Origin of the sequence: Pseudomonas sp. EA_5y_Pfl2_R50 (assembly GCF_963970475.1) — a bacterium.
Lineage (GTDB): Bacteria > Pseudomonadota > Gammaproteobacteria > Pseudomonadales > Pseudomonadaceae > Aquipseudomonas.
Map to the genome: position 1 here is coordinate 202856 of NZ_CAXAPT010000005.1, position 23128 is coordinate 225983.

Annotated in this window: 24 protein-coding genes and 1 riboswitch; of the genes, 6 read left to right on the forward strand and 18 right to left on the reverse strand. The window is 61.1% G+C overall.

From position 1 onward, the window contains the following. Positions 1-368 precede the first annotated feature (368 nt). Together AACY19_RS10815 and AACY19_RS10820 are read right to left on the reverse strand one after the other, a co-directional pair. Positions 369-1541: a cystathionine gamma-synthase gene (locus AACY19_RS10815; RefSeq protein WP_339450231.1), complete on the reverse strand. Its 1173-nt coding sequence runs from the start codon at positions 1539-1541 to the stop codon at positions 369-371. Further along, positions 1538-2914, reverse strand: a complete 1377-nt coding sequence (locus AACY19_RS10820; RefSeq protein ID WP_339450232.1) for a cystathionine beta-synthase — start codon at positions 2912-2914, stop codon at positions 1538-1540. Before AACY19_RS10820 ends, AACY19_RS10815 begins: the two co-directional genes overlap by 4 nt. 389 nt (positions 2915-3303) lie before the next feature. Here AACY19_RS10820 and metE point away from each other — a divergent pair, with 389 nt between their 5' ends. Both metE and AACY19_RS10830 read left to right on the forward strand, forming a co-directional pair. Beyond that, complete coding sequence (gene metE, locus AACY19_RS10825; RefSeq protein WP_339450233.1) at positions 3304-5592, forward strand: 5-methyltetrahydropteroyltriglutamate--homocysteine S-methyltransferase; 2289 nt, start codon at positions 3304-3306, stop codon at positions 5590-5592. Between the two features lie 123 nt (positions 5593-5715). Beyond that, positions 5716-6222: a GNAT family N-acetyltransferase gene (locus AACY19_RS10830; RefSeq protein WP_339450234.1), complete on the forward strand. Its 507-nt coding sequence runs from the start codon at positions 5716-5718 to the stop codon at positions 6220-6222. Here the strand turns inward: AACY19_RS10830 and AACY19_RS10835 are convergent. The 4 genes from AACY19_RS10835 to AACY19_RS10850 form a co-directional block, all read right to left on the reverse strand. Further along, entirely contained in the window at positions 6206-6970 is a 765-nt protein-coding gene (locus tag AACY19_RS10835) for an ABC transporter ATP-binding protein (RefSeq protein WP_339450235.1), read from the reverse strand. The genes AACY19_RS10830 and AACY19_RS10835 overlap by 17 nt on opposite strands. Continuing rightward, on the reverse strand, positions 6967-7971 hold the full coding sequence (locus AACY19_RS10840) for a FecCD family ABC transporter permease (protein ID WP_339450388.1): 1005 nt from the start codon (positions 7969-7971) through the stop codon (positions 6967-6969). Before AACY19_RS10840 ends, AACY19_RS10835 begins: the two co-directional genes overlap by 4 nt. Before the next feature lie 8 nt (positions 7972-7979). Beyond that, entirely contained in the window at positions 7980-8990 is a 1011-nt protein-coding gene (locus AACY19_RS10845) for an ABC transporter substrate-binding protein (protein WP_339450236.1), read from the reverse strand. Positions 8991-9135: 145 nt separating this feature from the next. Beyond that, positions 9136-9330, reverse strand: a riboswitch (cobalamin riboswitch). Between the two features lie 42 nt (positions 9331-9372). Further along, positions 9373-10308 carry a Ppx/GppA family phosphatase gene (locus AACY19_RS10850; RefSeq protein ID WP_339450237.1) on the reverse strand — a complete coding sequence of 312 codons (936 nt, stop codon included), beginning with the start codon at positions 10306-10308 and terminating at the stop codon, positions 9373-9375. On the opposite strand from AACY19_RS10850, the gene AACY19_RS10855 reads away from it, so the two are divergent. The 3 genes from AACY19_RS10855 to map all read left to right on the forward strand — a co-directional run bounded on the left by AACY19_RS10855 (position 10307) and on the right by map (position 11654). Next, on the forward strand, positions 10307-10537 hold the full coding sequence (locus AACY19_RS10855) for a hypothetical protein (RefSeq protein ID WP_339450238.1): 231 nt from the start codon (positions 10307-10309) through the stop codon (positions 10535-10537). The genes AACY19_RS10850 and AACY19_RS10855 overlap by 2 nt on opposite strands. A 101-nt stretch (positions 10538-10638) precedes the next feature. Next, on the forward strand, positions 10639-10866 hold the full coding sequence (locus tag AACY19_RS10860) for a TA system antitoxin ParD family protein (RefSeq protein WP_115984937.1): 228 nt from the start codon (positions 10639-10641) through the stop codon (positions 10864-10866). After that, positions 10863-11654: a type I methionyl aminopeptidase gene (gene map / locus AACY19_RS10865; RefSeq protein WP_339450239.1), complete on the forward strand. Its 792-nt coding sequence runs from the start codon at positions 10863-10865 to the stop codon at positions 11652-11654. The genes AACY19_RS10860 and map overlap by 4 nt, the downstream gene beginning before the upstream one ends. 199 nt (positions 11655-11853) lie before the next feature. Here the strand turns inward: map and AACY19_RS10870 are convergent, their stop codons facing one another. The 5 genes from AACY19_RS10870 to ribBA all read right to left on the reverse strand — a co-directional run bounded on the left by AACY19_RS10870 (position 11854) and on the right by ribBA (position 17150). After that, entirely contained in the window at positions 11854-13008 is a 1155-nt protein-coding gene (locus tag AACY19_RS10870) for an ABC transporter ATP-binding protein (RefSeq protein WP_339450240.1), read from the reverse strand. A gap of 16 nt (positions 13009-13024) precedes the next feature. Next, positions 13025-13834, reverse strand: a complete 810-nt coding sequence (locus AACY19_RS10875) for an ABC transporter permease (RefSeq protein ID WP_007918021.1) — start codon at positions 13832-13834, stop codon at positions 13025-13027. A gap of 6 nt (positions 13835-13840) precedes the next feature. After that, complete coding sequence (locus AACY19_RS10880) at positions 13841-14788, reverse strand: ABC transporter permease (protein WP_339450389.1); 948 nt, start codon at positions 14786-14788, stop codon at positions 13841-13843. Beyond that, on the reverse strand, positions 14785-15810 hold the full coding sequence (locus AACY19_RS10885) for an ABC transporter substrate-binding protein (protein WP_007918009.1): 1026 nt from the start codon (positions 15808-15810) through the stop codon (positions 14785-14787). Before AACY19_RS10885 ends, AACY19_RS10880 begins: the two co-directional genes overlap by 4 nt. Positions 15811-16040: 230 nt before the next feature. Then, complete coding sequence (gene ribBA / locus AACY19_RS10890) at positions 16041-17150, reverse strand: bifunctional 3,4-dihydroxy-2-butanone-4-phosphate synthase/GTP cyclohydrolase II (RefSeq protein ID WP_095050094.1); 1110 nt, start codon at positions 17148-17150, stop codon at positions 16041-16043. 68 nt (positions 17151-17218) lie between these two features. On the opposite strand from ribBA, the gene AACY19_RS10895 reads away from it, so the two are divergent. Further along, complete coding sequence (locus AACY19_RS10895) at positions 17219-17515, forward strand: DUF1330 domain-containing protein (RefSeq protein ID WP_339450241.1); 297 nt, start codon at positions 17219-17221, stop codon at positions 17513-17515. Between the two features lie 36 nt (positions 17516-17551). On the opposite strand, the gene AACY19_RS10900 is transcribed toward AACY19_RS10895, so the two are convergent. The 7 genes from AACY19_RS10900 to AACY19_RS10930 all read right to left on the reverse strand — a co-directional run bounded on the left by AACY19_RS10900 (position 17552) and on the right by AACY19_RS10930 (position 22882). After that, positions 17552-18115, reverse strand: a complete 564-nt coding sequence (locus AACY19_RS10900) for an NUDIX hydrolase (RefSeq protein WP_339450242.1) — start codon at positions 18113-18115, stop codon at positions 17552-17554. A 1-nt stretch (position 18116) separates the two neighbouring features. After that, positions 18117-18869, reverse strand: coding sequence for a GntR family transcriptional regulator (locus tag AACY19_RS10905; RefSeq protein WP_339450243.1), 753 nt, complete (start codon positions 18867-18869; stop codon positions 18117-18119). A 42-nt stretch (positions 18870-18911) separates the two neighbouring features. Beyond that, positions 18912-19316 carry a carboxymuconolactone decarboxylase family protein gene (locus AACY19_RS10910; RefSeq protein WP_339450244.1) on the reverse strand — a complete coding sequence of 135 codons (405 nt, stop codon included), beginning with the start codon at positions 19314-19316 and terminating at the stop codon, positions 18912-18914. Positions 19317-19450: 134 nt separating this feature from the next. After that, positions 19451-19936 (reverse strand): flavin reductase family protein, encoded by a 486-nt coding sequence (locus tag AACY19_RS10915; protein ID WP_339450245.1) that lies wholly within the window; start codon positions 19934-19936, stop codon positions 19451-19453. A 12-nt stretch (positions 19937-19948) separates the two neighbouring features. Continuing rightward, on the reverse strand, positions 19949-21430 hold the full coding sequence (locus AACY19_RS10920; RefSeq protein ID WP_339450246.1) for an aldehyde dehydrogenase: 1482 nt from the start codon (positions 21428-21430) through the stop codon (positions 19949-19951). Continuing rightward, positions 21427-22260: an alpha/beta fold hydrolase gene (locus AACY19_RS10925; protein ID WP_339450247.1), complete on the reverse strand. Its 834-nt coding sequence runs from the start codon at positions 22258-22260 to the stop codon at positions 21427-21429. Before AACY19_RS10925 ends, AACY19_RS10920 begins: the two co-directional genes overlap by 4 nt. Before the next feature lie 31 nt (positions 22261-22291). Then, a complete protein-coding gene (locus AACY19_RS10930) occupies positions 22292-22882 on the reverse strand; it encodes an amino acid synthesis family protein (protein ID WP_007917992.1) in 591 nt (196 codons plus the stop codon). Positions 22883-23128 lie beyond the last annotated feature (246 nt).

Consider the following 23128-nt stretch of genomic DNA (forward strand, 5'->3'; position numbering starts at 1 on the left):
CGGTAGGGCGGGGGAATCGACGGGCGTTAGGCGTTTCTTTTCCTTCACCCCGCCGGCAAAGCTGAAATCAGTCTAAAAACACTCATCCATCATTCGATGGTTTTTGCTAGCCTCAAAGGTGTAGGCGAAGACGCAGACTGATGCGCAATCGGATAGCAAGGGGGCGTGGGGCGCGCTCCGAAAGGTACACGGTTAGAAAGATCTCCGCGCTGAGATCCAGCCCTTATGCCGTGTGAAGCAGTTGAGGCCGTCCTTTTCCTGGGCCCGGCTGTGGGAAGCCCGATAAACCTTGTAAGCCAGAGACCAGCACTGGCCGCCTACTCGAACACCAAAGCCCGCTTCGTGCGGGCTTTGTCGTTCTTGCCAGGTCAGATCGATTGCAGCGCCTGCGCCAGGTCCGCGCGCAAGTCTTCGAGGTCCTCCACGCCCACCGACAGACGCACCAGCCCATCACCGATGCCGAGTTTGGCGCGGGTATCGGCGGGAATGGTCGCGTGGGTCATGATCGCCGGGTGCTCGATCAGGCTTTCGACACCGCCCAGGCTCTCGGCCAGGGCGAAGATCTTCACGTTCTCGAGGAAGCGCCGGGCACCGGCCAGATCGCTGTTCAAGTCCACGGAAATCATCCCGCCGAAGCCGTGCATCTGCCGTTTGGCCAACTCATGCTGCGGGTGCGACGGCAGGCCCGGGTAGTGGACGCGTTTGACCTGCGGCTGTTGCTCCAGCCATTGCGCCAGCGCCAAGGCATTGCTGCAATGACGTTCCATGCGCAGCGCCAGGGTCTTCACCCCGCGCAGGGTCAGGAACGCGTCGAACGGCCCGGAAATCGCGCCGACGGCGTTCTGCAGGAAGCCGAGTTTGTCCGCCAGTTCGGCATTCTGCCCAACCACCGCAATGCCGCCGATCACGTCCGAGTGACCGTTCAGGTACTTGGTGGTCGAGTGCAGCACGATGTCGAAACCCAGCTCCAGCGGTCGCTGGATATACGGGCTGGCGAAGGTGTTGTCGGCCACGCTGATGATCCCGCGTGCGCGGCAGATACGGGCGATGGCGGCGAGGTCCGAGAGGCTCAGCAGCGGGTTGGTCGGTGACTCGACCATGACCATCCGCGTGTCGTCCTGCAGCGCCGCTTCGAACGCCGCCAGGTCAGTCAGCTCGACGTAGCTGAAATGATGCCCGGCACTGCGCTGGCGCACCTTGTCGAACAGGCGGAACGTGCCGCCGTACAGGTCATTGCCGGAGATGACGTGCGAACCGGCATCGATCAGTTCGAGCACGGTGGAAATCGTCGCCAGCCCGGACGCGAAAGCAAACGCGCGGGTGCCGCCCTCCAGATCCGCCACGCAACGCTCCAGAGCAAAACGCGTCGGGTTGTGCGAGCGCCCGTAGTCGAAGCCCTTGTGCACGCCAGGGCTGTCTTGCAGGTAAGTCGAGTTGGCATAGATAGGCGGCATCAGTGCGCCGGTGGTCGGGTCCGGCTCTTGCCCGGCGTGGATCACCCGGGTCGCGAAGCCTTGGGATTTATCGTCGTGCTGACTCATGCGAGGGATCTCCGTAATTGATTGAGCATGTCGGTGCGGGTGATCAGGCCATGGAAGCCCGAGGCGTCGGCGATGATCGCCACGAGGCCGCGACTGAGCACCGATTCCAGCTCGGCGAGGTCGGCGCCGGGCGCGAGGGTTTGCAGTTTGTCGGTCATCACGCTGGAGACCGATTGACTGAAGCGTGCGGCGTCTTCGTGTACTGCCAGCAGGATGTCCGATTCGTCGATCACGCCGACCAGTTGCTTGCCTTCAACCAGCACCGGCAGCTGTGAGACATCCGCCAGACGCATGCGCTGGAACGCGGTCAGCAGGGTGTCGCCGGGGCCGACGCTGATCACCCGGCCGTCCTCGAAACGGCGGGCGATGAGGTCGCGCAGGTCGCCATAACCCTTGCGTTGCAACAGGCCCTGATCGGTCATCCACTGGTCGTTGTAGACCTTCGACAGATAGCGCGTGCCGGTGTCGCAGACAAAACTCACCACACGTTTCGGCTCGGTCTGTTCACGGCAATAACGCAGCGCCGCAGCGAACAGGGTGCCGGTCGACGAGCCGCCGAGAATGCCTTCGGCCTTGAGCAACTGGCGGGCGTGATCGAAGCTTTCTTCATCGCTGATCGAGTAGGCGTGACGCACGCTGGAGAGGTCAGTGATCGACGGAATGAAGTCCTCGCCAATGCCTTCCACCGCCCATGCACCGGGCTTGGGCAGCGTGCCGTCGCGGCTGTATTGCGCCATGACTGAGCCGACCGGATCGGCGAGGACCATTTCCAGATCCGGTTGCACCCGTTTGAAAAAACGGCTCAGGCCGGTCAGCGTACCGGCCGAACCGACACCGACGACGATGGCGTCCAGATCATGCTCGGTCTGCGCCCAGATTTCCGGCGCGGTGCTGCACTCATGGGCCAGCGGGTTGGCGGGGTTGTTGAACTGGTCGGCGAAGAATGCGCCGGGAATATCTTTCGCCAAGCGTGCGGCGACGTCCTGGTAATACTCGGGATGACCCTTGCCGACATCGGAGCGGGTGATGTGCACTTCGGCGCCCATGGCTTTCAAGTGCAGGACTTTCTCGGTGGACATCTTGTCTGGCACCACCAGCACCACGCGGTAGCCCTTGGCGCGGCCGACCAGTGCCAGGCCCAGCCCGGTATTGCCGGCGGTTGCTTCAACGATGGTGCCACCGGGTTGCAGGCGACCATCGCGCTCGGCGGCGTCGATCATCGCCAGACCGATACGGTCCTTGATCGAACCACCGGGGTTCTGCGATTCGAGTTTGAGAAACAGCGTGCACGGGCCAGTATCGAAACGAGTGACTTGAACCAGCGGAGTGTTGCCTATCAGCCCAAGTACGGCAGGGCGTGATTCCTTTGACATTTCTTCACCTCTTAGTGGTGTTGATCGCGTTCCAATCGCGGGGAAAAGACTCGCGTGCAACATAGGCTCAGACATCAGCCCTCGCAACCTTTAGTCAGCCGCGAATGCTGCGATTTCGATCTAACAATAGAACCAAGTGAGAAACCTTGAAGCAATGAATCGAGTGCGTTTATACGCAGGCGCCATTGAGTTTCCAAAGGGCGTCTCTGCGTGATGAATGGCTTGATCTGCAACTGAATATGCTGCCCTGACCAGGGCATTTTCTGCTGCCGACAACGATAGTTTTATCATGAGGGAAACTCGTGTTCATCAATATTAAAATGAGTTTGTCTCACTCGCCACCGATGCCGACAATGGCCGCCATCAACAGAACATTGGAGTTGTTTGTTATGGCACTGGCCCATTCCCTTGGATTTCCGCGCATCGGTCGCGACCGCGAACTGAAGAAAGCGCAAGAGGCGTTCTGGAAAGGAGAACTGGACGAGGCGGGCCTGCGTAAAGTCGGCAGCGAGCTGCGCAAGGCTCATTGGGACTTGCAGAAAAACGCCGGCATCGAGCTGCTGCCGGTCGGCGATTTTGCCTGGTACGACCAGGTGCTGACCCACTCGCTGATGTTCGGCGTGATCCCGGAGCGTTTCCGCCCGCACGACGGCAAAGCCAGTCTGCAAACCCTGTTTGCGATGGCGCGTGGCGTCAGTAATAGCTGTTGCGGCGGTGCCCACGCCCAGGAAATGACCAAGTGGTTCGACACCAACTACCACTACCTCGTCCCGGAATTCAGTGCCGATCAACAGTTCCAGTTGGGCTGGGACCAGTTGTTCGAGGAAGTTGAAGAGGCTCGCGCACAAGGGCACAACGTCAAACCGGTGATCATCGGTCCGCTGACGTATCTCTGGCTGGGCAAGGCCAAGGGAGCCGAATTCGACAAGCTGGAATTACTCGATCGTTTGCTGCCGCTGTACGGCCAGATCTTCGCGCGTCTCGCTGCGCTCGGCGTGGAGTGGGTGCAGATCGACGAGCCGATTCTGGTGCTCGACCTGCCGCAGGAATGGAAGAACGCTTTCGAGCGTGCCTACAACCAGATCCAGCGTGATCCGCTGAAGAAACTGCTCGCCACGTACTTCGGTGGTCTGGAAGAAAACCTCGGTCTGGCAGCCAACCTGCCTGTCGACGGTCTGCACATTGACCTGGTGCGCGCACCGGATCAGTACCCGACCATTATTGATCGTCTGCCGGCTTACAAGGTGTTGTCCCTGGGCTTGGTCAATGGCCGTAACGTCTGGCGTTGCGATCTGGAGAATGCCCTGGCGACGCTGCAGCATGCCCATGAGCGTCTGGGGGATCGCCTGTGGGTCGCGCCCTCCTGCTCGCTGCTGCACAGTCCCGTGGATCTGGGCCGCGAAGACAAACTCGATGCCGAACTGAAAAGCTGGCTGGCCTTCGCCGTGCAAAAGTGTGAAGAGGTGGCGGTGCTGGCCCGGGCGGTTAACGCGCCGCAAGCGCCGCGCGTGCAGCGTGCGCTGACTGAAAGCCGTTCGGTGCAGGCTGCCCGTGCGGCCTCGCCACGCATTCACAAACCTGCGGTGCAGGCTCGGGTGGCGGCGATCACCGCCAGCGACAGCCAGCGGCAATCGCTGTTTGCAACGCGAATCGCCAAGCAGCGCGCCGGTCTTGATCTGCCGCTGTTCCCGACCACGACGATTGGTTCGTTCCCGCAGACCGCGTCGATCCGCCTCGCTCGCCAGTCGTTCAAACAAGGCAAGCTGACTCAAGCCCAATACACCGAAGCCATGCACAGCGAAATCCGCCACGCGGTGGACATTCAGGAGCGTCTGGGCCTCGACGTGCTGGTGCACGGTGAAGCCGAGCGCAACGACATGGTCGAGTATTTCGCCGAGCAACTGGACGGCTATGTGTTCACCCGTTTCGGCTGGGTGCAGAGCTACGGATCGCGCTGCGTAAAACCGGCGGTGATTTTCGGCGACCTGAGCCGTCCGCAAGCCATGACCGTGGAGTGGATTCGCTACGCCCAAGGCCTGACCGACAAGGTCATGAAAGGCATGCTGACCGGTCCGGTGACCATGCTCATGTGGTCGTTCCCCCGCGAAGACATCAGTCGCGAAGTGCAGGCCCGACAACTGGCGCTGGCTATCCGTGATGAGGTGGTCGATCTGGAAGCGGCTGGCATCAGGATTGTGCAGATCGACGAGGCAGCGTTCCGTGAAGGTCTGCCGCTGCGTCAGGCGCAGTGGCAGCCTTATCTGGACTGGGCGACCGAAGTGTTCCGTCTGTGTGCCTCTGGTGTACGTGACGAAACGCAGATCCACACGCACATGTGCTACAGCGAGTTCAACGATGTGATCGAGTCCATCGCCGCCATGGATGCCGACGTGATCACCATCGAAACCTCGCGCTCGGACATGGAACTGCTGGACGCCTTCGAAGCTTTCGCCTACCCGAACGACATCGGCCCGGGCGTCTACGACATCCACTCGCCGCGCATTCCGGATGCTTCGGAGATGGCTGGCTTGCTGCGCAAGGCCGCCCAGCGGATTCCGGCCGAGCGCCTGTGGGTCAACCCGGACTGCGGTTTAAAAACCCGTGGCTGGCCGGAGACGGAAGCGGCGCTGGTGCACATGGTTGCCGCTGCCCGCCAGCTGCGCAAAGAGCTGGCGTAACGCTCGGGTTGCATGAAACACCACAGGGTTGTGTGCATGGCATTCGGATTGGGCATTTCTGATGGCGTCGACCGGTAGCGAGTTGTTAATGTGGCCAGCCGCAGTTCAGGTGTTTGTCGCTAGATGAGTCATCAACCGATTATTCAGGCAGTGTCTGACGCCGACATTCCTGAGGTGCTGAAATTTGTTCTGGCAGCCCGCGCCGAGCTTTTCCCCAAGCTCAGCGCGACGGGCATGCCCGACGATCTGGCACGTTTTGCCGAGGTTTATCTGCATGGGGCAGGGCGCTTTCTGATTGCTCGCCACGAAGGGCAGATCGTTGCCTCGATTGGCTATCTCCCTTACGACCGACGCTTCGCGCACTTACCCTATCCGGGCCTTAAAGTGGTGGAAATCGTGCGTCTGTTCGTCCTGCCATCGCAGCGTCGTTCGGGGCTGGCCGGCGCGTTGTACCGGTCACTCAAAGACCTGGCGCTCGCCGACGGAGTCGAGGTGATCTACCTGCATACCCATCCTTTTTTACCGGGCGCCATCGCGTTCTGGCAGCGACAGGGTTTCGAGATTATCGATGTCGATGCTGACCCGGTCTGGCAAACAACGCACATGCACAACGTCATGAGTGGAATCTGAGAATCTGTGCGCCGTCGAGCGGGTCCGTCAGGTAATGCGCTTTAACCCCGAATGTCTCTTGCAGCCGCTGCGGTGTCAGCACTTTGAGCGGCTCGCCCAACGCCACCAGTCGCCCGCGCTCCAGCACCGCCAGACGATCACATTTCAATGCCTGATTGAGATCATGCAAAGCGATCAGCGTGGTCACCGGCAACGCCTGCACCACATTCAAAATCGTCAGTTGATGCTGGATATCGAGGTGGTTGGCCGGTTCGTCGAGCAACAGGATCTGCGGACGTTGCGCCAGTGCGCGGGCGATATGCACCCGCTGCCGCTCACCGCCGGACAGACTGCGCCACAGACGCGTGCGCAGGTGCATCGCGTCAACGTCGGTCAGCGCCTGCCGAACAATGGCATCGTCGCTGTCCGACCACGGTTGCAGCGCTGACAGCCAGGGTGTGCGCCCCAGTGCCACGGCGTCGAACACGCGAATGCCGTCATCGGTGTCGGCCTGTTGTTCGACCACTGCGAGTGTCTGCGCCACGCTTCGGCGCGACAGTTTGCCGAGGCGCTGACCTTCGAGGCGTACTTCACCGGCGCTCGGTTCGCGCAGACCGGCCAACAGTTTCAGCAGGGTGGATTTGCCCGAACCGTTCGGCCCGACAATGCCCAGAGTCTCGCCGCGCTGAACCTCCAGGCAGACGTCATTGAGCAACTGCGCGCCGCGCACCTTGAACGCCAATCCTGAACAGCTCAGAACACTGCTCATCGCGCGGATCTCCGGCCCACCAGAATCAAGGCAAATACCGGCGCACCGACCAGCGCAGTAATCACCCCGACGGGAATCACCTGACCCTTGATCAGCGTGCGCGACAACACGTCGGCGGCAATCAGAAATACCGCGCCGCCCAAGGCACTCGCTGGCAGCAGGCGCGCGTGCCCGGTGCCAAGCAACAGGCGCACGGCGTGGGGAATGACCAGGCCGACAAACCCGATGGAGCCGACAATCGACACCATCACCGCCGTCACCAGCGCAGCACATCCGATCAGCAGAATCTGTACCCGCCGCACGGCAATGCCAAGGGACGCTGCGGAGTCGGCGCCAAAGGTAAATGCATCCAGCGCCCGTCGATGCCACAGACACACCACCAGGCCCAGCAAGGCCACCGGCACCGCCAGCCACACCGACGGCCAGCGCACGCCACCAAGATTGCCGAGCAGCCAGAACATGATGCCGCGTGCCTGTTCGGAACTTGCCGAACGGGTGATCAGAAACGCGGTCAGCGCATTGAACAGTTGCGAGCCGGCGATCCCGGCGAGAATGATCTGCCCGGTGCCGCTGGCCGAACCGCTGACCCGCGCCAACAGGATCACCAGCACGAACGCCGTCACTGCGCCGGCAAACGCACCCGCCGACAGCGAAATCGCCCCGGCGCCGACGCCGAGCAGGGCGACCATCACCGCGCCGGTCGAGGCGCCGGCGGAAATCCCCAGCAGATACGGATCGGCCAACGGATTGCGCAGCAGCGACTGCAGAATCACTCCGCATGTCGCCAGGCCGGCACCGCACGCGGCCGCGACCAGCGTGCGGGTCAGGCGGTAGTTCCAGACAATGCCTTCGTCGATGGGGTCGAGCCTGTAACCGGCGCCCCAGAGCTTGTTGGCCAGCACCTGCAGGACCACGTTCGGCTCAATCGAGGTTTCACCGATGGCGACGCCAGCGACCACTGCAACCAGCAGGGTCGCCAGGGCCAGCAACGTGCGGATCAGTCTTGCGCTCATTTCGACAGGTCATAGCCGTTGATGGCCGTGGCCAATTGCTCAATGCCCTCGAACACGCGCAGGCTGGCCTGCATCGCCATGGCATCGAGAATGACGATGCGGTTGTTTTTCACCGCGTCCATGTTGCGCGTGACCGGGTCGCTGCGCAGGAAGGCGAGTTTCTTTTCATAGTCGTCAGCCGGGAAGCGGCGGCGGTCCATGCGCGCGATGACGAGGAACGTCGGGTTGGCCTTGGCGATGGTTTCCCAGCCGACCGTCGGCCACTCTTCATCGGATTGCACGACGTTGCGCAGGCCGAGGGTGGTGAGCATGAAATCCGGAACGCCTTTGTGTCCGGCCACGAACGGCTCGATGTCCATTTGCGCGCTGGAGAACCACACCAGCGCACTGGCGTCTTTCAGTCGTTTGCCTTGCGCGGTAGCGATGGAGTTGGCGAGGCTGGCCTTGAGCTGATCATTGAGCCGTTCACCGCGATCCTGCACATCGAAAATCTGCGCCAGTTGGCTCACGCTTTTGTAGATGCTGTCGATGCTGAAAGGCGCCAGTCGCGTGCCGTCGGCGCCGACCAGATTGTCCTTGGCTTCGCAATCGGATGGCAGCAGATAGGTGGGGATTTTCAGTTCATGGAACTGCTCGCGAGTGCCGACGGCACCCTGCGGGCCGACCATCCATTCCAGCTCCACGGCGACCAGTTCCGGGCGTTTGCCGATCACGGCTTCGAAGCTCGGCTCGTTATCGGCCAGGCGCTCGACCTTGTCGTTCTGCCCCTTGTACCTGGCCAGCACGTCGTTGAACCACAGCGAAGTACCGACGACCTTGTCGCCCAGGCCCAGGGCGTAGAGCATTTCCGTGCCGGCCTGGCCGATGGTCACGGTGCGCGTGGGCGTGTGCTCGAAGGTCAGGGTGCTTGCGCAGTTTTCGACGGTCAACGGATAGGCAGTCGGTGCCGCCTGGGCCAATGTGCAAAGGCTCAGGCCGGTGATCAGGGTGGCAACGCGGGGCAGCATGGGCAAGTCTCCAATGGAACCGTACAGGGAACGGGAGAGTACGGTTTGGAAACACACCATCGAACGCCGTCTGGGCAACAGCGCAAGGCCGGTCAAGTCGCGAAGACGCGCACGGCACGATGTCCTTCCCGGACACCCCGCCGGTTAGTCAGTCACTGTGCCGGCAGGTCTCCTGACTGATGCGTCATCGCCTGGCTCCGGCCTTCCCGGGCATCATCCCAGTGGCAGTCGTGGAGCAGGCTCAGCACCTACAGTTGCGGGGGCAGTTCCGATTGATGCTGTGCAAGCATTTCGGATTCCCTATTAATCCCGTGTGGAAACCGGCGGCGGCATGGTAGACGATCAGGCCGCTGAAGGGGAGACGAATCTGCCCGGGCGAGGATTAATGGCGGCTCATCAAACCGTGCAGCACCCCCAGACGCAGGCCCGGTTCAGACGGCAGCATCTGCGCAATGCCGAACACTTTGAACGCGGCCAGCATCAACACCAGGCCGCCGGGCAGGATGCTCTGGCGATGCGGTTGCAGGCCGGCGAGCTTGAGTTGTTGCACGTTGCTCACTTTGAGCATCAGCAGCGACAGGCGCAGGAGCCCGCCGTAGGTGATGCCGTCCTGACCGTAGTCGTTGAGGCGATTGGCCTTGAGCACTTTGGCGAGCATGCGTGCGGTGCCGGAGGAGCCGATGGTTTGCTGCCAGCCCTGCGCGCGATAACGCCGGGCGACTTTCTCAAACGCGAGGATGGCGACGCGTTCGGCTTCTTGCAACGCACCGGCGGACACCTCGCCGCCGCGAAAGAAACGCGTGCTCAGGGTGCCGCTGCCGATGGCGATGCTTTCGGTGAGCAATGGCTGCGAGCCCTGGCCGAGGATCAGTTCGGTCGAGCCGCCGCCAATGTCGACCACCAGACGCATGTCTGCGGCGCTCGGCAAGGCATGGGTCACGCCGGCGTAGACCAGCCGCGCCTCTTCGTGCCCGCAAATGACGTCGATGGGGAAACCCAGGTGCCGTTCGGCGCTGGCGAGAAACAGCTGTGCATTGTCGGCCTCGCGAACGGCGCTGGTCGCCACCGCACGCACCCGACCGGCCTCGAAACCGCGCAGCTTCTTGCCGAACCGTGCCAACGCCTGCCAGCCGCGATCCAGGGCCAACGCATCCAGTGCACCGCCATCAAACCCCTCGGCCAGGCGCACCGGCTCGCGCAGGGTTTTGACTTCCTGAATCTGCAGGCCCTTTCGACTGCGCACCGACTGGCCGATCATCAGGCGAAAGGCATTCGAACCCAGGTCGATGGCGGCAAACAGCGAGGCGTCGTCTTTCATGGGAATCCTTGCAGAGCATCCGCCTGAGGCTCAAGACGGTTTGCGACGATTCTGCCGTGATCTTGATGACATCCTGATGACGGGGCAGGGGCGGTTCAATGAATGTATGGCTGTCATGACACTGTCATTATCCGGCGTCTATGCTGAGCCCAATACATCGCGTGTTCTTGAAGTTTTTGCTGCCGACTCTGGCAGCTTTTTTTTGCCTGGAATTTACCCGGCGACATGATCGTGCTCCTGCAAAGCGAGGTAGCGATCAGCGTGTGTTTGCAATTCCTGGCGATGCTTGGCTAATATATGATCCATATACACATCGTATCGGATTCATATATGGGCATCGTAAAGATTTCAGAGGACATGCACGAGAATCTGCGCATCTCCAGCACTGCGCTCAGCCGCTCGATCAACGCACAGGCCGAGCACTGGATGCGCATCGGCATGCTCGCCGAACTGCACCCCAACCTCGACCACAGCGCCATTTGCCGCTTGCTGATCCGCGCCGAACAGAACGGCGGGCTGGATCTGCAACAACTGACTCAGGAAGCCGTCAGCGCATGAGAAACCAGATCAAGATCAACACCCCTGCCGAGATCGCGCAATCACGGGCGGCAGGCAAGCTCGCCGCTGAAGTCCTTGCGATGCTGGTGCCGCACGTCAAGGCCGGCGTGACCACCGATGAACTGGATCGGCTGTGTAACGACTACATCGTCAACGTGCAGAAAGCCGTGCCGGCCAACGTCGGTTATCACGGTTTTCCGAAAACCGTCTGCGCCTCGGTCAACGATGTGGTCTGCCACGGCATCCCGTCGGGCACGCCGTTGAAGGATGGTGACATCGTCAACCTCGACATCGCGGTGATCAAGGACGGCTGGTTCGGTGATACCAGCCGCATGTACGTGGTCGGCGAGGCCACACCTGAGGCGCAGCACCTGATCAAGACCACTTACGACGCCATGTGCGCGGGCATTCGGGTGGTGAAACCGGGCGCGACACTGGGCGACATCGGCCACGCGATTCAGACGCTGGCGGAGAAAGAAGGCTTCAGTGTCGTGCGCGAGTATTGCGGGCACGGGATTGGCAAGGTCTATCACGATGAGCCGCAGATTCTGCATTACGGCTTTCCCAATCAGGGCATGAAACTCAAGGCGGGGATGATTTTTACCGTTGAACCGATGCTCAACGCTGGCAAGCGTCATGTGAAGAACATGCCGGACGGCTGGACCGTGCTGACCAAGGATGGCTCGTTGTCGGCGCAATGGGAGCATATGGTTGCGGTGACGGAGACGGGGTTTGAAATCCTCACGGCCTGGCCGGATGAGATTGAAGGTCACCGCGCCATTACCTGAGACCGTGTTGACTGGTTCCCTCACCCTAGCCCTCTCCCAGAAGGAGAGGGGACTGACCGGGTTGTTTGGACAAGTTACAGCGACCTGAGAATGCAGCGTCGAACTCAGGTTTTGAACAACATGAGATCGGCTCCCTTTCCCCCTCGCCCCCTTGGGGGAGAGGGCTGGTGAGGGGGTAAATCTCACAGACAACACGATTTCAGTGGGAACCGGCCGCTTTGTTGAGGTCGCTGTCGGTCCACTCTGTGTAGACGCAGGCGTCAGCGGTGGCCCAGCGCACGTGCACCGGATCGCCGGCCTTGAGCGGCATGCCGGCGGCGGACAAGGCTTTCACCGTCATCGACGTTCCGCCCGAGGTGACTACGCTGCAGGTCTGGCTCTCACCGAGAAACAGCACTTCCACCACCTTCGCCGAAACCTCGTTCCAGCCTGCCGCCAACGGCTCGCTGATTGCCTGCGGCACACTCAACGCCAAGGCCTTTTCCGGGCGCACCATCAGCAACACATCCTGATCGGTGTGCAACCCCGTCGTCAGTCGAATCGACAACGACTGCCCCTCAAAACTCGCCGCTGCATTGCCCTGCGCCTTGAGCTTGAGGAAGTTCGAGTTGCCCAGGAACGACGCGACAAACGCATTGGGCGGATTCTGGTAAAGGTCATAACCGCTGCCTAGACCGACAATCTTGCCGTGGCTGAAAATCGCAATGCGCTGCGACAAACGCATGGCTTCTTCCTGGTCGTGAGTCACGTAGACGATGGTGATACCCAGACGGCGGTGCAGTTGGCGCAATTCATCCTGCAAATCCTCGCGCAGCTTTTTATCCAGCGCACCGAGCGGTTCGTCCATGAGCAAGATGCGTGGCTCGTAAACCAAGGCACGGGCAATGGCCACACGTTGCTGCTGACCGCCAGACAGTTGCGAGGGACGGCGATGGGCGAACGGCTCAAGCTGCACCAGTTTCAACATTGCATCGACGCGTTTGTCACGTTCGGCAGCGGCGAGTTTGCGGATCGCCAAAGGGAACGCGATGTTGTCGCGCACCGACAGATGCGGAAACAGCGAATAACGCTGGAACACCATGCCAATGTCGCGCTTGTGCGGCGGCACGTTCACCAGCGACTGACCGTTGACGAGAATCTCGCCGCTGCTCGGTGTTTCGAACCCGGCGAGCATCGACAGCGTGGTGCTTTTGCCCGAGCCGCTGGAGCCGAGGAAGGTCAGGAATTCGCCGTCCTTGATGTCCAGCGAGATGTTGTCGACGGCGGCAAAGTCGCCGTAGTGCTTGTTCAGGTTGCGCAGGCTGACCAGAGGTTTGTCATTCTGCTGGGAGGCGTCTTTGATCACGGCACTCATGTCGTACTCCTGGCGCTCAAGCGCTGATTTCGTTGCGCCGGCGCAGTGCGGCGGCGATCACCATGACCAAAACAGACAAGCCGATCAGCAGCGTCGAAGCGACGGCGATCACTGGCGTCAGATCCTGGCGCAAGGTGGTCCACATTTTCACGGGAAGGGTTTGCAGGGTTGGGCTCGCCATCATCACGCTGAGCACCACTTCGTCCCACGAAACCAGGAAGGCGAAGAGGGCGCCGGCGACCATGCCCGGACGAATCGCCGGGAACGTGACCTTGAACACCGCTTGCAGACGCGAAGCGCCGCAGATCACCGCCGCGTCTTCAATCGACTGATCGAACAGCTTCAGCGAGTTGATGATCGAGATGATGGTGAACGGCAGCGCGACGATCACATGGCTGACCACGAAGGCGAACATCGTCCCGGTGTAACCGAGCTTGAGGAACAGCGCGTACACCGCCACGGCAATAATCACCAATGGCACGATCATCGGCAAAGTGAACAGGCCGTAGAGCATTTCCCGGCCCGGGAAACGTCCGCGCACCAGCGCAAACGCAGTCGGCAAACCGAGGGCCACGGCGCAGATCGTGGTCAGCACGGCCACCTTGAGGCTGGCGGCTGCGGCGTTCATCCAGTCGGGGTTGGAGAAGAACTGGCCGTACCATTTCAGCGTCCAGCCCGGTGGTGGGAACACCAGCCACTGGGAGGAGCCGAACGACAGCAGCACGATGAACACGATCGGCAACAGCAGGAACAGACCGATCAGCCCGGTGGTGGCGTAGAGGCCGAAACGCATGCGGCGGCTCATCGCATTGGGAGTCAGGAGCATCTCGGCTTACCTCGCGTTACTGGCGCCAACCGGGGATTCCGGCTGAAGCTTCAGGTAGAAGTAGAACAGCACCAAGGTGATCGCGATCAGCAACGCGGCGCCGGCACTGGCCAGGCCCCAGTTGAGGAACGATTGCACCTGCTGAATGATGAACTCCGGCAGCATCATGTTCTGCGCCCCGCCGAGCAGCGCCGGGGTCACGTAGTAACCGAGCGACATCACGAACACCATCAAGCCACCGGAGGCCAGACCCGGCCGGCACAGCGGCAGGAACACCCGGAAGAAGTTGGTCCACGGACTGGCACCGCAAATCGAGCCGGCCTGCAGAATCATCGGATCGATGGCCTGCATGGTCGCCTGCAACGGCAGGACGATGAACGGGATCATGATGTAGCTCATGCCGATCACCACGCCGGTAAGGTTGTGCACCATTTCCAGCGGCTGATCGATGATGCCTATCGCCATCAAGGCCTTGTTGATCACGCCGGATGCCTGTAGCAGCACCAGCCACGAATAGGTGCGGGCGAGCAGGCTGGTCCACATCGACAGCAGCACGATGTTCAGAATCCAGCGACCCCAGCCGCGCGGCACCAGGGTGATCGCCCAGGCCAGCGGAAAACCCAGTAGCAGGCTGAACAGCGTCACCAGCCCGGCCACCGAAAAGGTGTTGAGCAGCACCCGTGCATAGGCCGAGTTGGCGAACAGTTGTTCATAGTTGCCAAGACCCGGCACAGGTTCGAGCACGCCGCGCAACAGCAGGCCAATCAGCGGCGCGAGAAAGAACAGGCCGATGAACAGCAGCGCCGGGGCGAGATTGCCGGCGCCGCGCCAGCGTTGTCTGAGGGACGGGGCTTGCTGCATCGCAACCGCCTGTTTTCCTTGGGCCGAACCGGCAGCGCTGTTCGCGCTCCCGGTGGCAGTGGAGGGACGGGACGCGGTGGCCGCCATTTTCATTTGACCAGCCATTCGTTCCACCGTGTCGCGATGGCCTGGCCGTTTTTGGCCCAGTACGCGAAATCAAGAGTGATCTGATCCTTCGCGTAGGCAGTCGGCAGGTTGGGGGCCAGCGTCGAATCCAGACGCTCCACACTGTCGAGATTGACCGGGGCGTAGGCGGTCAGATTGGAGAAGTCGGCCTGGCCTTTGGCGCTGCTGGCAGCGGCCAGAAACTTCATCGCCGCGTCCTTGTTTTTCGAGCCTTTGGGGATGACCAGAATGTCGGCCATGACCAGGTTCTGTTTCCAGCTCACGCCCACCGGTGCGCCATCTTCTTGCAGGGCGTGAATGCGACCGTTCCAGAACTGGCCCATGCTTGCTTCACCGGAGGCCAGCAATTGCTGCGACTGCGCGCCGCCGCCCCACCAGACGATGTCTTTCTTGATGGTGTCGAGTTTCTTGAAGGCGCGGTCGAGGTCGAGCGGGTAGAGCTTGTCAGCCGCTACACCGTCGGCCAGCAGCGCCAGCTCGAGCACGCCAGGGCTTGGCCATTTATAGAGGGCGCGTTTGCCGGGGTAGGTCTTGGTGTCGAACAGCGCACTCCAGTCCTGCGGCTTGTTGGCGCCGAGTTTGCCCTCGTTGTAGCCGAGGACAAAGGAGAAGAAGAACGAGCCGACGCCGTGATCGCTGACGAAGCGAGGGTCGATCTTGTCGCGCTGGATGACTTTGAAATCGAGGGGTTCGAGCAGGCCTTCAGCGGCGGCGCGCAGGGCGAAATCAGCTTCGACATCGACCACGTCCCACTGCACGTTGCCGCTCTCGACCATGGCTTTGAGTTTGCCGTAGTCGGTCGGGCCGTCCTGCACGACGGTGATGCCGCTGGCCTTGCTGAACGGATCGGCCCATGCCTGTTTCTGCGCATCCTGGGTGCTTCCGCCCCAGCTGACAAAATTCACGCTTTCGGCAGCCATGGCAGCCTGGCCGGTAACGCTGAGCAGTCCCGCAAAAAAGATCGCGGTTGCAGCTTTGTTCAACACCATTTTCACGCCCTCATTGTTGTGTTTTTGAGCGGGCTTGCGTTGTTGCCCGCCTGTCGGGAGCAGTAGCTGGACGTTCGTTCGAGTGTCCGGTCTATGGAATATCATATTATGGTATTCCAAACTTTGTGCAAGCACTTTGCCTTACCGGTTATCTGGCGAATATGCGTTTTTGCCCCGCAGGACATATGTATTTGAAACAGAAACTCCCACAGGGAATATGGTTTTGTGGGTTATTCGGTGAACGGAATGCTCTCGACCACTTCCAGGTCATACCCGGTCAAGCCTGCGTATTTCAGAGGAGGGCCCAGGTGACGCAGTTTGCCCACCCCCAGATTTTGCAGAATCTGCGCCCCGGTCCCAACCTCGGAATAAATCCGCGATTGCGAACGACTGAACTGCCGTGGCGGCTGGGTCAGTTGCGGCACGCGCTCCAGCAACGCCTGCGACGATTCATGATTGGCCAGCACCACCACAACCCCATGACCTTCAGCAGCAACCCGTTGCAACGCCGCCCACAGCGTCCAGTTGGTGGGCCCGCTGTACTCGGCACCGACCAGATCACGCAGCGGATCAATCACATGCACGCGCACCAGCGTCGGCTCTTCGCGGCGCAGATCGCCCATGACCATGGCCATGTGCACGCCGCCTTCGATGCGGTCCTCAAAGGTGATCAAGCGGAAGGTGCCGTGCACTGTTGGCAGCTCGCGTTCGCCAATCCGCTCGATGGTGTGTTCGGTGCTCAGGCGATAGTGGATCAGGTCGGCGATGGTGCCGATCTTGATCCCGTGCTTGCGCGCAAATACTTCCAGGTCAGGTCGGCGGGCCATCGTGCCGTCGTCATTCATCACCTCGACGATCACCGAGGCCGGCGTAAAACCGGCCAGTCGGGCCAGATCGCAGCCCGCTTCGGTATGACCAGCGCGAGTCAGCACGCCACCTTCCTTGGCGCGCAACGGGAAGATATGGCCTGGCTGCACCAGGTCTTCAGCGCGAGCGTTCGGCGCGACGGCAGCGGCAACGGTGCAGGCGCGATCCGCCGCCGAGATGCCGGTGGTCACGCCAACCGCCGCTTCAATCGACACCGTGAACGCGGTGCTGAACACGCTGCCATTGGCCGGCACCATTTGCTCCAGGCCCAGACGCTGGCAGTGTTCGTCGGTCAGGGTCAGGCAAATCAGCCCGCGCGCTTCACGGGCCATGAAACTGATCGCCTCGGGCGTGCAACGGTCGGCGGCCAGCAACAGGTCGCCTTCGTTTTCGCGGTCTTCGTCATCGACCAGCAGGACCATTTTGCCGAGGCGATAATCTTCGATGATTTCTTCGATGCTATTGAAGGCCATGCTGGACTCTCAGGGTTCGTTGGAAATATATTGGTATACCATAATACAAAATCAACAAAGAGGTCACTATGAAGGCGTACTGGATTGCTCATGTGGATATAGCCGATGCCGATCACTACAGCCAATACACCCAGCGCGCGCCGGCGGCGTTCGCTGAGTTTGGTGCGAAATTTCTGGCGAGGGGCGGGCGCAGCGAAGCGATGGAAGGGCGCAAGACGCCGCAGCGCAGCGTGGTGATCGAGTTCGAGAGCTATGAGAAGGCTGTGGCGTGCTACCACTCGGCGGCGTACCAGGAGGCGAAAAGTTACCGCGAAGAATGGGCGAGGGCAGAGATCATCATCGTCGAGGGCATTGCCCCACACTAACAAGCACCACTAAACCCCCTGTGGGATAGGTGGTGATCAACGGATAAAGTGAATCTTGCCGCTGTCGTCATTGCCCATGTAGATCCCATACACCCCAGCCTGGCGTTCTTCGATGTAGCGCTCAAGAATCTGCCGGATCGCCGGGTAGTAAATCTGTTCCCACGGGATGTCGTCAGGCGCGAAGAATTTGTAATCCATGGTCTCAGGGCCGTACTGGCCGGTGATTTCCAGCGCCATGGCGCGGAAGATGATGTACACCTCGCTGATCTTCGGCACGCTGAAAATCGAATACGGCGAGAGGATTTCCGCACGCACGCCGCTTTCTTCCCAGACTTCACGGATGGCCGCTTGCTCGGTGGTTTCGCCGCTTTCCATGAACCCGGCCGGCAGCGTCCAGGTGCCGGGGCGCGGGGGAATCGCCCGTTGGCACAAGAGGTATTTGCCGTCTTGCTCGATGATGCAGCCGGCAATGATCTTCGGATTGACGTAGTGGATGTAGCCGCAGCCGCGGCACATCAGGCGCTCGTGCGTATCGCCCGGCGGCACTTGCTGACCGAGGTCAGGGCCACCGCATTTCGGGCAAAAGCTCGGGCTGAACATGTCATTGACCTATGCGCGGTTCTTTCAGCGCGATGGGCAGGGTGATTGCAGGCGTGGCGCCTGTTTCTTCCTGTTTGCGCTTGAGATAGTCGAGGGCCACGGCAGCCGCTGCGCGAACATGATCGACACAGGCCTGGTGCGCCACCAGCGGGTCGCCGCTCTTGATCGCCGCGACCATTTTTTCCATTTCCTGATTACTCGCGCCGCGACGGTTTTCCTGGGATACCGAGGTCGCGCGCAAGTAGCTGATGCGCGCCTGCAACTGGCGCAGCTGAGTCGCCGCGACATGGTTGCCAGAGCCTTCCAGCAGCACGTCGTAGAAGCCCTGCACCGAGTCAATCACCTGTTGCAGTTCGCCGTCCTTCAACGCCTTGCGGTTGTCGTCGAGGGCTTTTTCCAGGGCTTTGATGTCCTTGGCCTTGGCGCGCAGGGTGAACAGTTGCACGATCAGGCCTTCGAGCACGCAACGCAGTTCGTAGATGTCGACGGCATCGGCCAAGGTGATGATGGCGACACGCGGGCCCTTGGCGTCGGCGAATTCCACCAGACCTTCGGATTCGAGGTGACGCAAGGCTTCGCGTACCGACGTGCGGCTCACGCCCAGGCGATCACACAGATCGCGTTCGACCAGGCGGTCGCCCGGCAGAAGCTGGAAGTTCATGATGGCGCTACGCAGTTTATCCAGCACGATTTCGCGCAGGGTAACGGGGTTGCGATTGACCTTGAAGCTGTCGTCGAGTGGCAGGCGTTTCATGGGATCCGCTCTTTCGGTTGGCTGTCCATGCCAGACGGGCATCTAAACAGCCGAGGGGTTAACTGAGGCTTCGGTGTCGGCTTCTGCGAAGGCTTCACGGGCCAGCCGGAAACTGTCCACGGCTGCCGGAACGCCGCAATAAATGCCGACCTGAAGCAGAATTTCGCGTATTTGCTCACGACTCAGGCCGTTACGCAAGGCGCCACGCACATGCAGCTTGAGTTCGTGCGGACGGTTGAGCGCCGAGATCATCGCCAGGTTGATCATGCTGCGCTCCTTGAGCGACAAACCCTCTCGGCCCCAGACGTGGCCCCAGCAGTATTCGGTGACCATTTCCTGGAGAGGGCGGGTGAAGTCGTCGGCGTTCTCTATTGAGCGCTGGACATAGGCTTCACCGAGGACCTGAGTGCGGATTTTCAGGCCTTTGTCGTACTTGTCGTTACTCATGAATCCTCCATTTACCACCATTCCCTTGTGGGAGCGGGCTTGCTCACGAATGCGGTGGATCATTCAACATGGATGTCGACTGACAGGACGCCATCGCGAGCAAGCCCGCTCCCACAGGGTTTTGCATGGTTGCCTCAGGCCAGGGTTGGCAACGGCCCGAGCTTGCCCTTGTGATAAATCATCGGCGTCACCGGTTGTGCCGGCAGGATCAGGTTCTTCACCGCGCCGACGATGATCGCGTGATCACCGCCATCGTATTCACGCCACAGCTCGCACTCGATGATCGCCGTGGCTTTGCCGAGGATCGGGTTACCGAATTCGCTCAGATGCCATTCGATGTCCTTGGCCTTGTCCTTGCCTTTACTGGCGAAGGCGTAGGCCTCGGCGGTCTGGTCGGCGGAGAGCAAATGGATCGCGAATTTCTTGCTGTCACGCAGGATCGGATAAGTGTCGGAAGCGTAGTTGGGGCAGAACAGCACCAGCGCCGGGTCAATCGACAGCGCGCTGAAGGCGCTGGCGGTGATGCCAACGATGCCGCCTTCCGGGTCGAGGGTGGTGACCACCGTGACGCCGGAGGGGAACGAGCTCATGACGTCTTTGTAAATGCCGGGTTCGATCATTTCGCAGGACTCCTAGCGCATCACAAACGGATCAGGCATTGGCGCCTGGGAAAGGTTGATCCACACCGTTTTCAGTTCGGTGTAAGCCAGCACCGAATCGATGCCGCTTTCGCGTCCATAGCCACTGTTCTTGAAACCGCCAATCGGCGCCATCGCCGACACCGCGCGGTAGGTGTTGACCCAGATGATGCCCGAACGGACATCGCGAGCGAGGCGATGGGCGCGGCCCAGATCGCGGGTCCAGATGCCGGCGGCGAGGCCGAACTGCGAGTCGTTGGCAATCGCCAGCGCTTCGGCTTCGTCTTTGAATCGAATCACCGAAGCCACCGGACCGAACACTTCTTCCTGCATGATCTTCATCGAATTGCGGTCGCATTCGAACAGCGTCGGCTCATAGAACCAGCCTTCGCCGAGATTCGCCGGACGCTTGCCGCCGGTGCGCAAACGCGCGCCCTCGGCGATGGCATCCGCGACCAGACCTTCGACCACCGCCAGTTGCTGCGCGGTGGCCATCGGGCCCATTTCGCTGTTGTCTTCCTGCGGGTTGCCGATGCGAATGCGCTGGGCGCGTTCCACCAGTCGGTTGACGAACTCGTCGTAGATGTCGTCCTGCACCAACAGGCGCGAACCGGACACGCAACTTTGCCCGGACGCCGCGTAGATCCCGGCAATCGCGCCGTTGATCGCGCTGTCCAGATCGGCGTCGGCGAAGATGATGTTCGGCGATTTGCCGCCCAGTTCCAGCGACAGCTTGGCGAAGTTTTCGGCGCTGCTGCGCACCACATGCCGGGCCGTCGCCGCGCCGCCGGTGAAGGCGATCTTGCGGATCAGCGGATGGCGGGTGAGGGCGGCGCCGGTGCTCGGGCCGTACCCGGTGACGACGTTGACCACGCCCGGCGGAATTCCGGCTTCGAGGGCCAGACGCGCCAGCTCAAGAATAGTCGCCGAAGCGTGCTCGGAGGGCTTGATCACAATCGTGTTGCCGGCGGCGAGGGCCGGGGCGAGCTTGATTGCGGTCAGGTACAGCGGGCTGTTCCAGGGAATGATCGCGGCGACCACGCCCATCGCTTCGTGCACGGTGTAGGCGAACAGGTCAGGCTTGTCCAGCGGCAGCGTTCCACCTTCAAGCTTGTCGGCCAGGCCTGCGGTGTAGTGGAAGAACTCCGGCAGATAGCTGACCTGACCACGTGTTTCGCGGATCAGTTTGCCGTTGTCGCGGCTTTCCAGCTGCGCCAGTTGTTCTTTGTTTTCGGCAATCAAATCACCGAGGCGGCGCAGCAATTTGCCCCGTGCGGTCGCGGTCAGGCCGCGCCACGCCGGGCTGTCGAAAGCGGCTTGTGCCGATTGTACGGCGCGTTCGACGTCTGCTTCATCGGCGTCGGGCAATTGCGCCCAGGCTTGTGCCGTGGCGGGGTTGAGGCTGTCGAAGGTCTTGCCGGAGAGGGCGTCGACCCATTCTCCGCCGATGCACATCTGGAAGCGTGCGAGTGTCATGCAACGATCCCCTTTATAGGGTTGGGTCGGGCGTGTGCGAATGCGAGAAATTCCAGCAGCGTCTGATTGACCAGACGCGGTGACTCTACGGGCATCATATGCCGTTGCTCGGGCAGCACGGCAACCTTCGCACCGGGGATGCGTCGGGCCAGTTGCTCGGCCATTTGCGGGGTCGAACCCGGATCGAGTTCACCGGTGGCGATCAGCGTCGGCGCCTGAATGCTGCCCAGGTCGTCGACGCGGTACATGTCTTGGGTGGCGAACAGCTCGTAGGTGGTCAGATAGCCTTGCGGATCATTGCCGGCCAGGGTCTGGCGAATCGCGGCGATCTGCGCCGGATTGGCGGCCTGATATTCACGGCTGAACCAGCGTGACAACGCTGCTTCGGCATTGGCGTCCGGGCCGTGCTCGGCGGCTTGTGCGGTGCGTGCGATGACACCGGCTCGCTGTTCTTCGCTGCGGTTGAACACACTGTTGAGTACCACCAGGCTTTGCAGGCGCTGCGGGTAATGCAGGGCAAAGGCGCGCGCGACCAGACCGCCCATGGAGAAACCGATCACGGCTGCCTGCGGCAGATTCAAGTGATCGAGCAACTCCAGCAACTGATCGGCATAACCGAGCAGGTGGGTGCCGCTGGCCGGTCGCGGGCTGGCGCCATGACCGAGCATGTCATAGGCGATCACCCGGTACTGGCTGGACAGGCCGACAATCTGGCCGCCCCACATTTCTTTGTTCAGGCCCACGCCGTGGATCAAAACCACGGGCTGGCCTTGGCCGGTCGCCAGGTAACTGGTGCCAGCCGGGGTGAGTTCAGCGGTGAGCCGAATCATGGAGCGCTCCTGCAATGCCTTTTTATTGTGATTACTGGGCTTTTTCGGCGGCCAGTTCTTCCAGATCGATGTAGCGGTTACCGATGCGCGGGTGCAGGCGGCCACCGTCGGCGCAACCCAGCACCACGACGATTTCGTCGGCGCGCGGCGCGTCTTCGATCTGCATTTCCAGAGTGATGTAGTGCGAACGCTGACCTTCGTCGTCCTTGTGCATCATCGGGATCTGGATCGAAGTGCCTGGGCCACCGCGTTTGTTGGTGAAGCTCAGGTAGCTTTTGGCGTTGACCGCTTCGCGATAGTGATTGCCGAAGCGCAGGGTGTGGATCACGGCGGAGGCGTGTTCGATCTCGCCGTCAGCACCGACCACGGCGGCTTTGCCGTAGGCCTCGATTTTTTCCGCACCGCCGATGATGCCGACCAGACGCTCAACCATCAGCGCACCGAGGTCGGAGCAATTGGCGCGGATCTGCGGCTTGAGGTCTTCAACGAAACCGTTGCCCACCCAAGGGTTTTTCATCACCACGGCCAGGCCAACCATGGTCACTGGCTTGTCAGTGGCCTTGCCGCCTTCGATGAAGGTTTCTTCGACATAGCTGACGATCTTGCGAATTTCGAAACTCATGAGCTGCTCCGTAGGGGGATTGAGAGTGTCTGTGCGTCTGATGGTATACCATAATACCGATCGTGCAAGTCCCCCTCGCAAGATTTGCCGCATCCATCCGGCGAATGGCGCTGCATTCACTGACAACCACAAATCCCAAGACCGCCTCTAAACCCTGTGGGAGCGAGCCTGCTCGCGAAAGCGGTGGGTCAGCCAATAAACTGGGTGACTGGTGCACCGCATTCGCGAGCAGGCTCGCTCCCACAA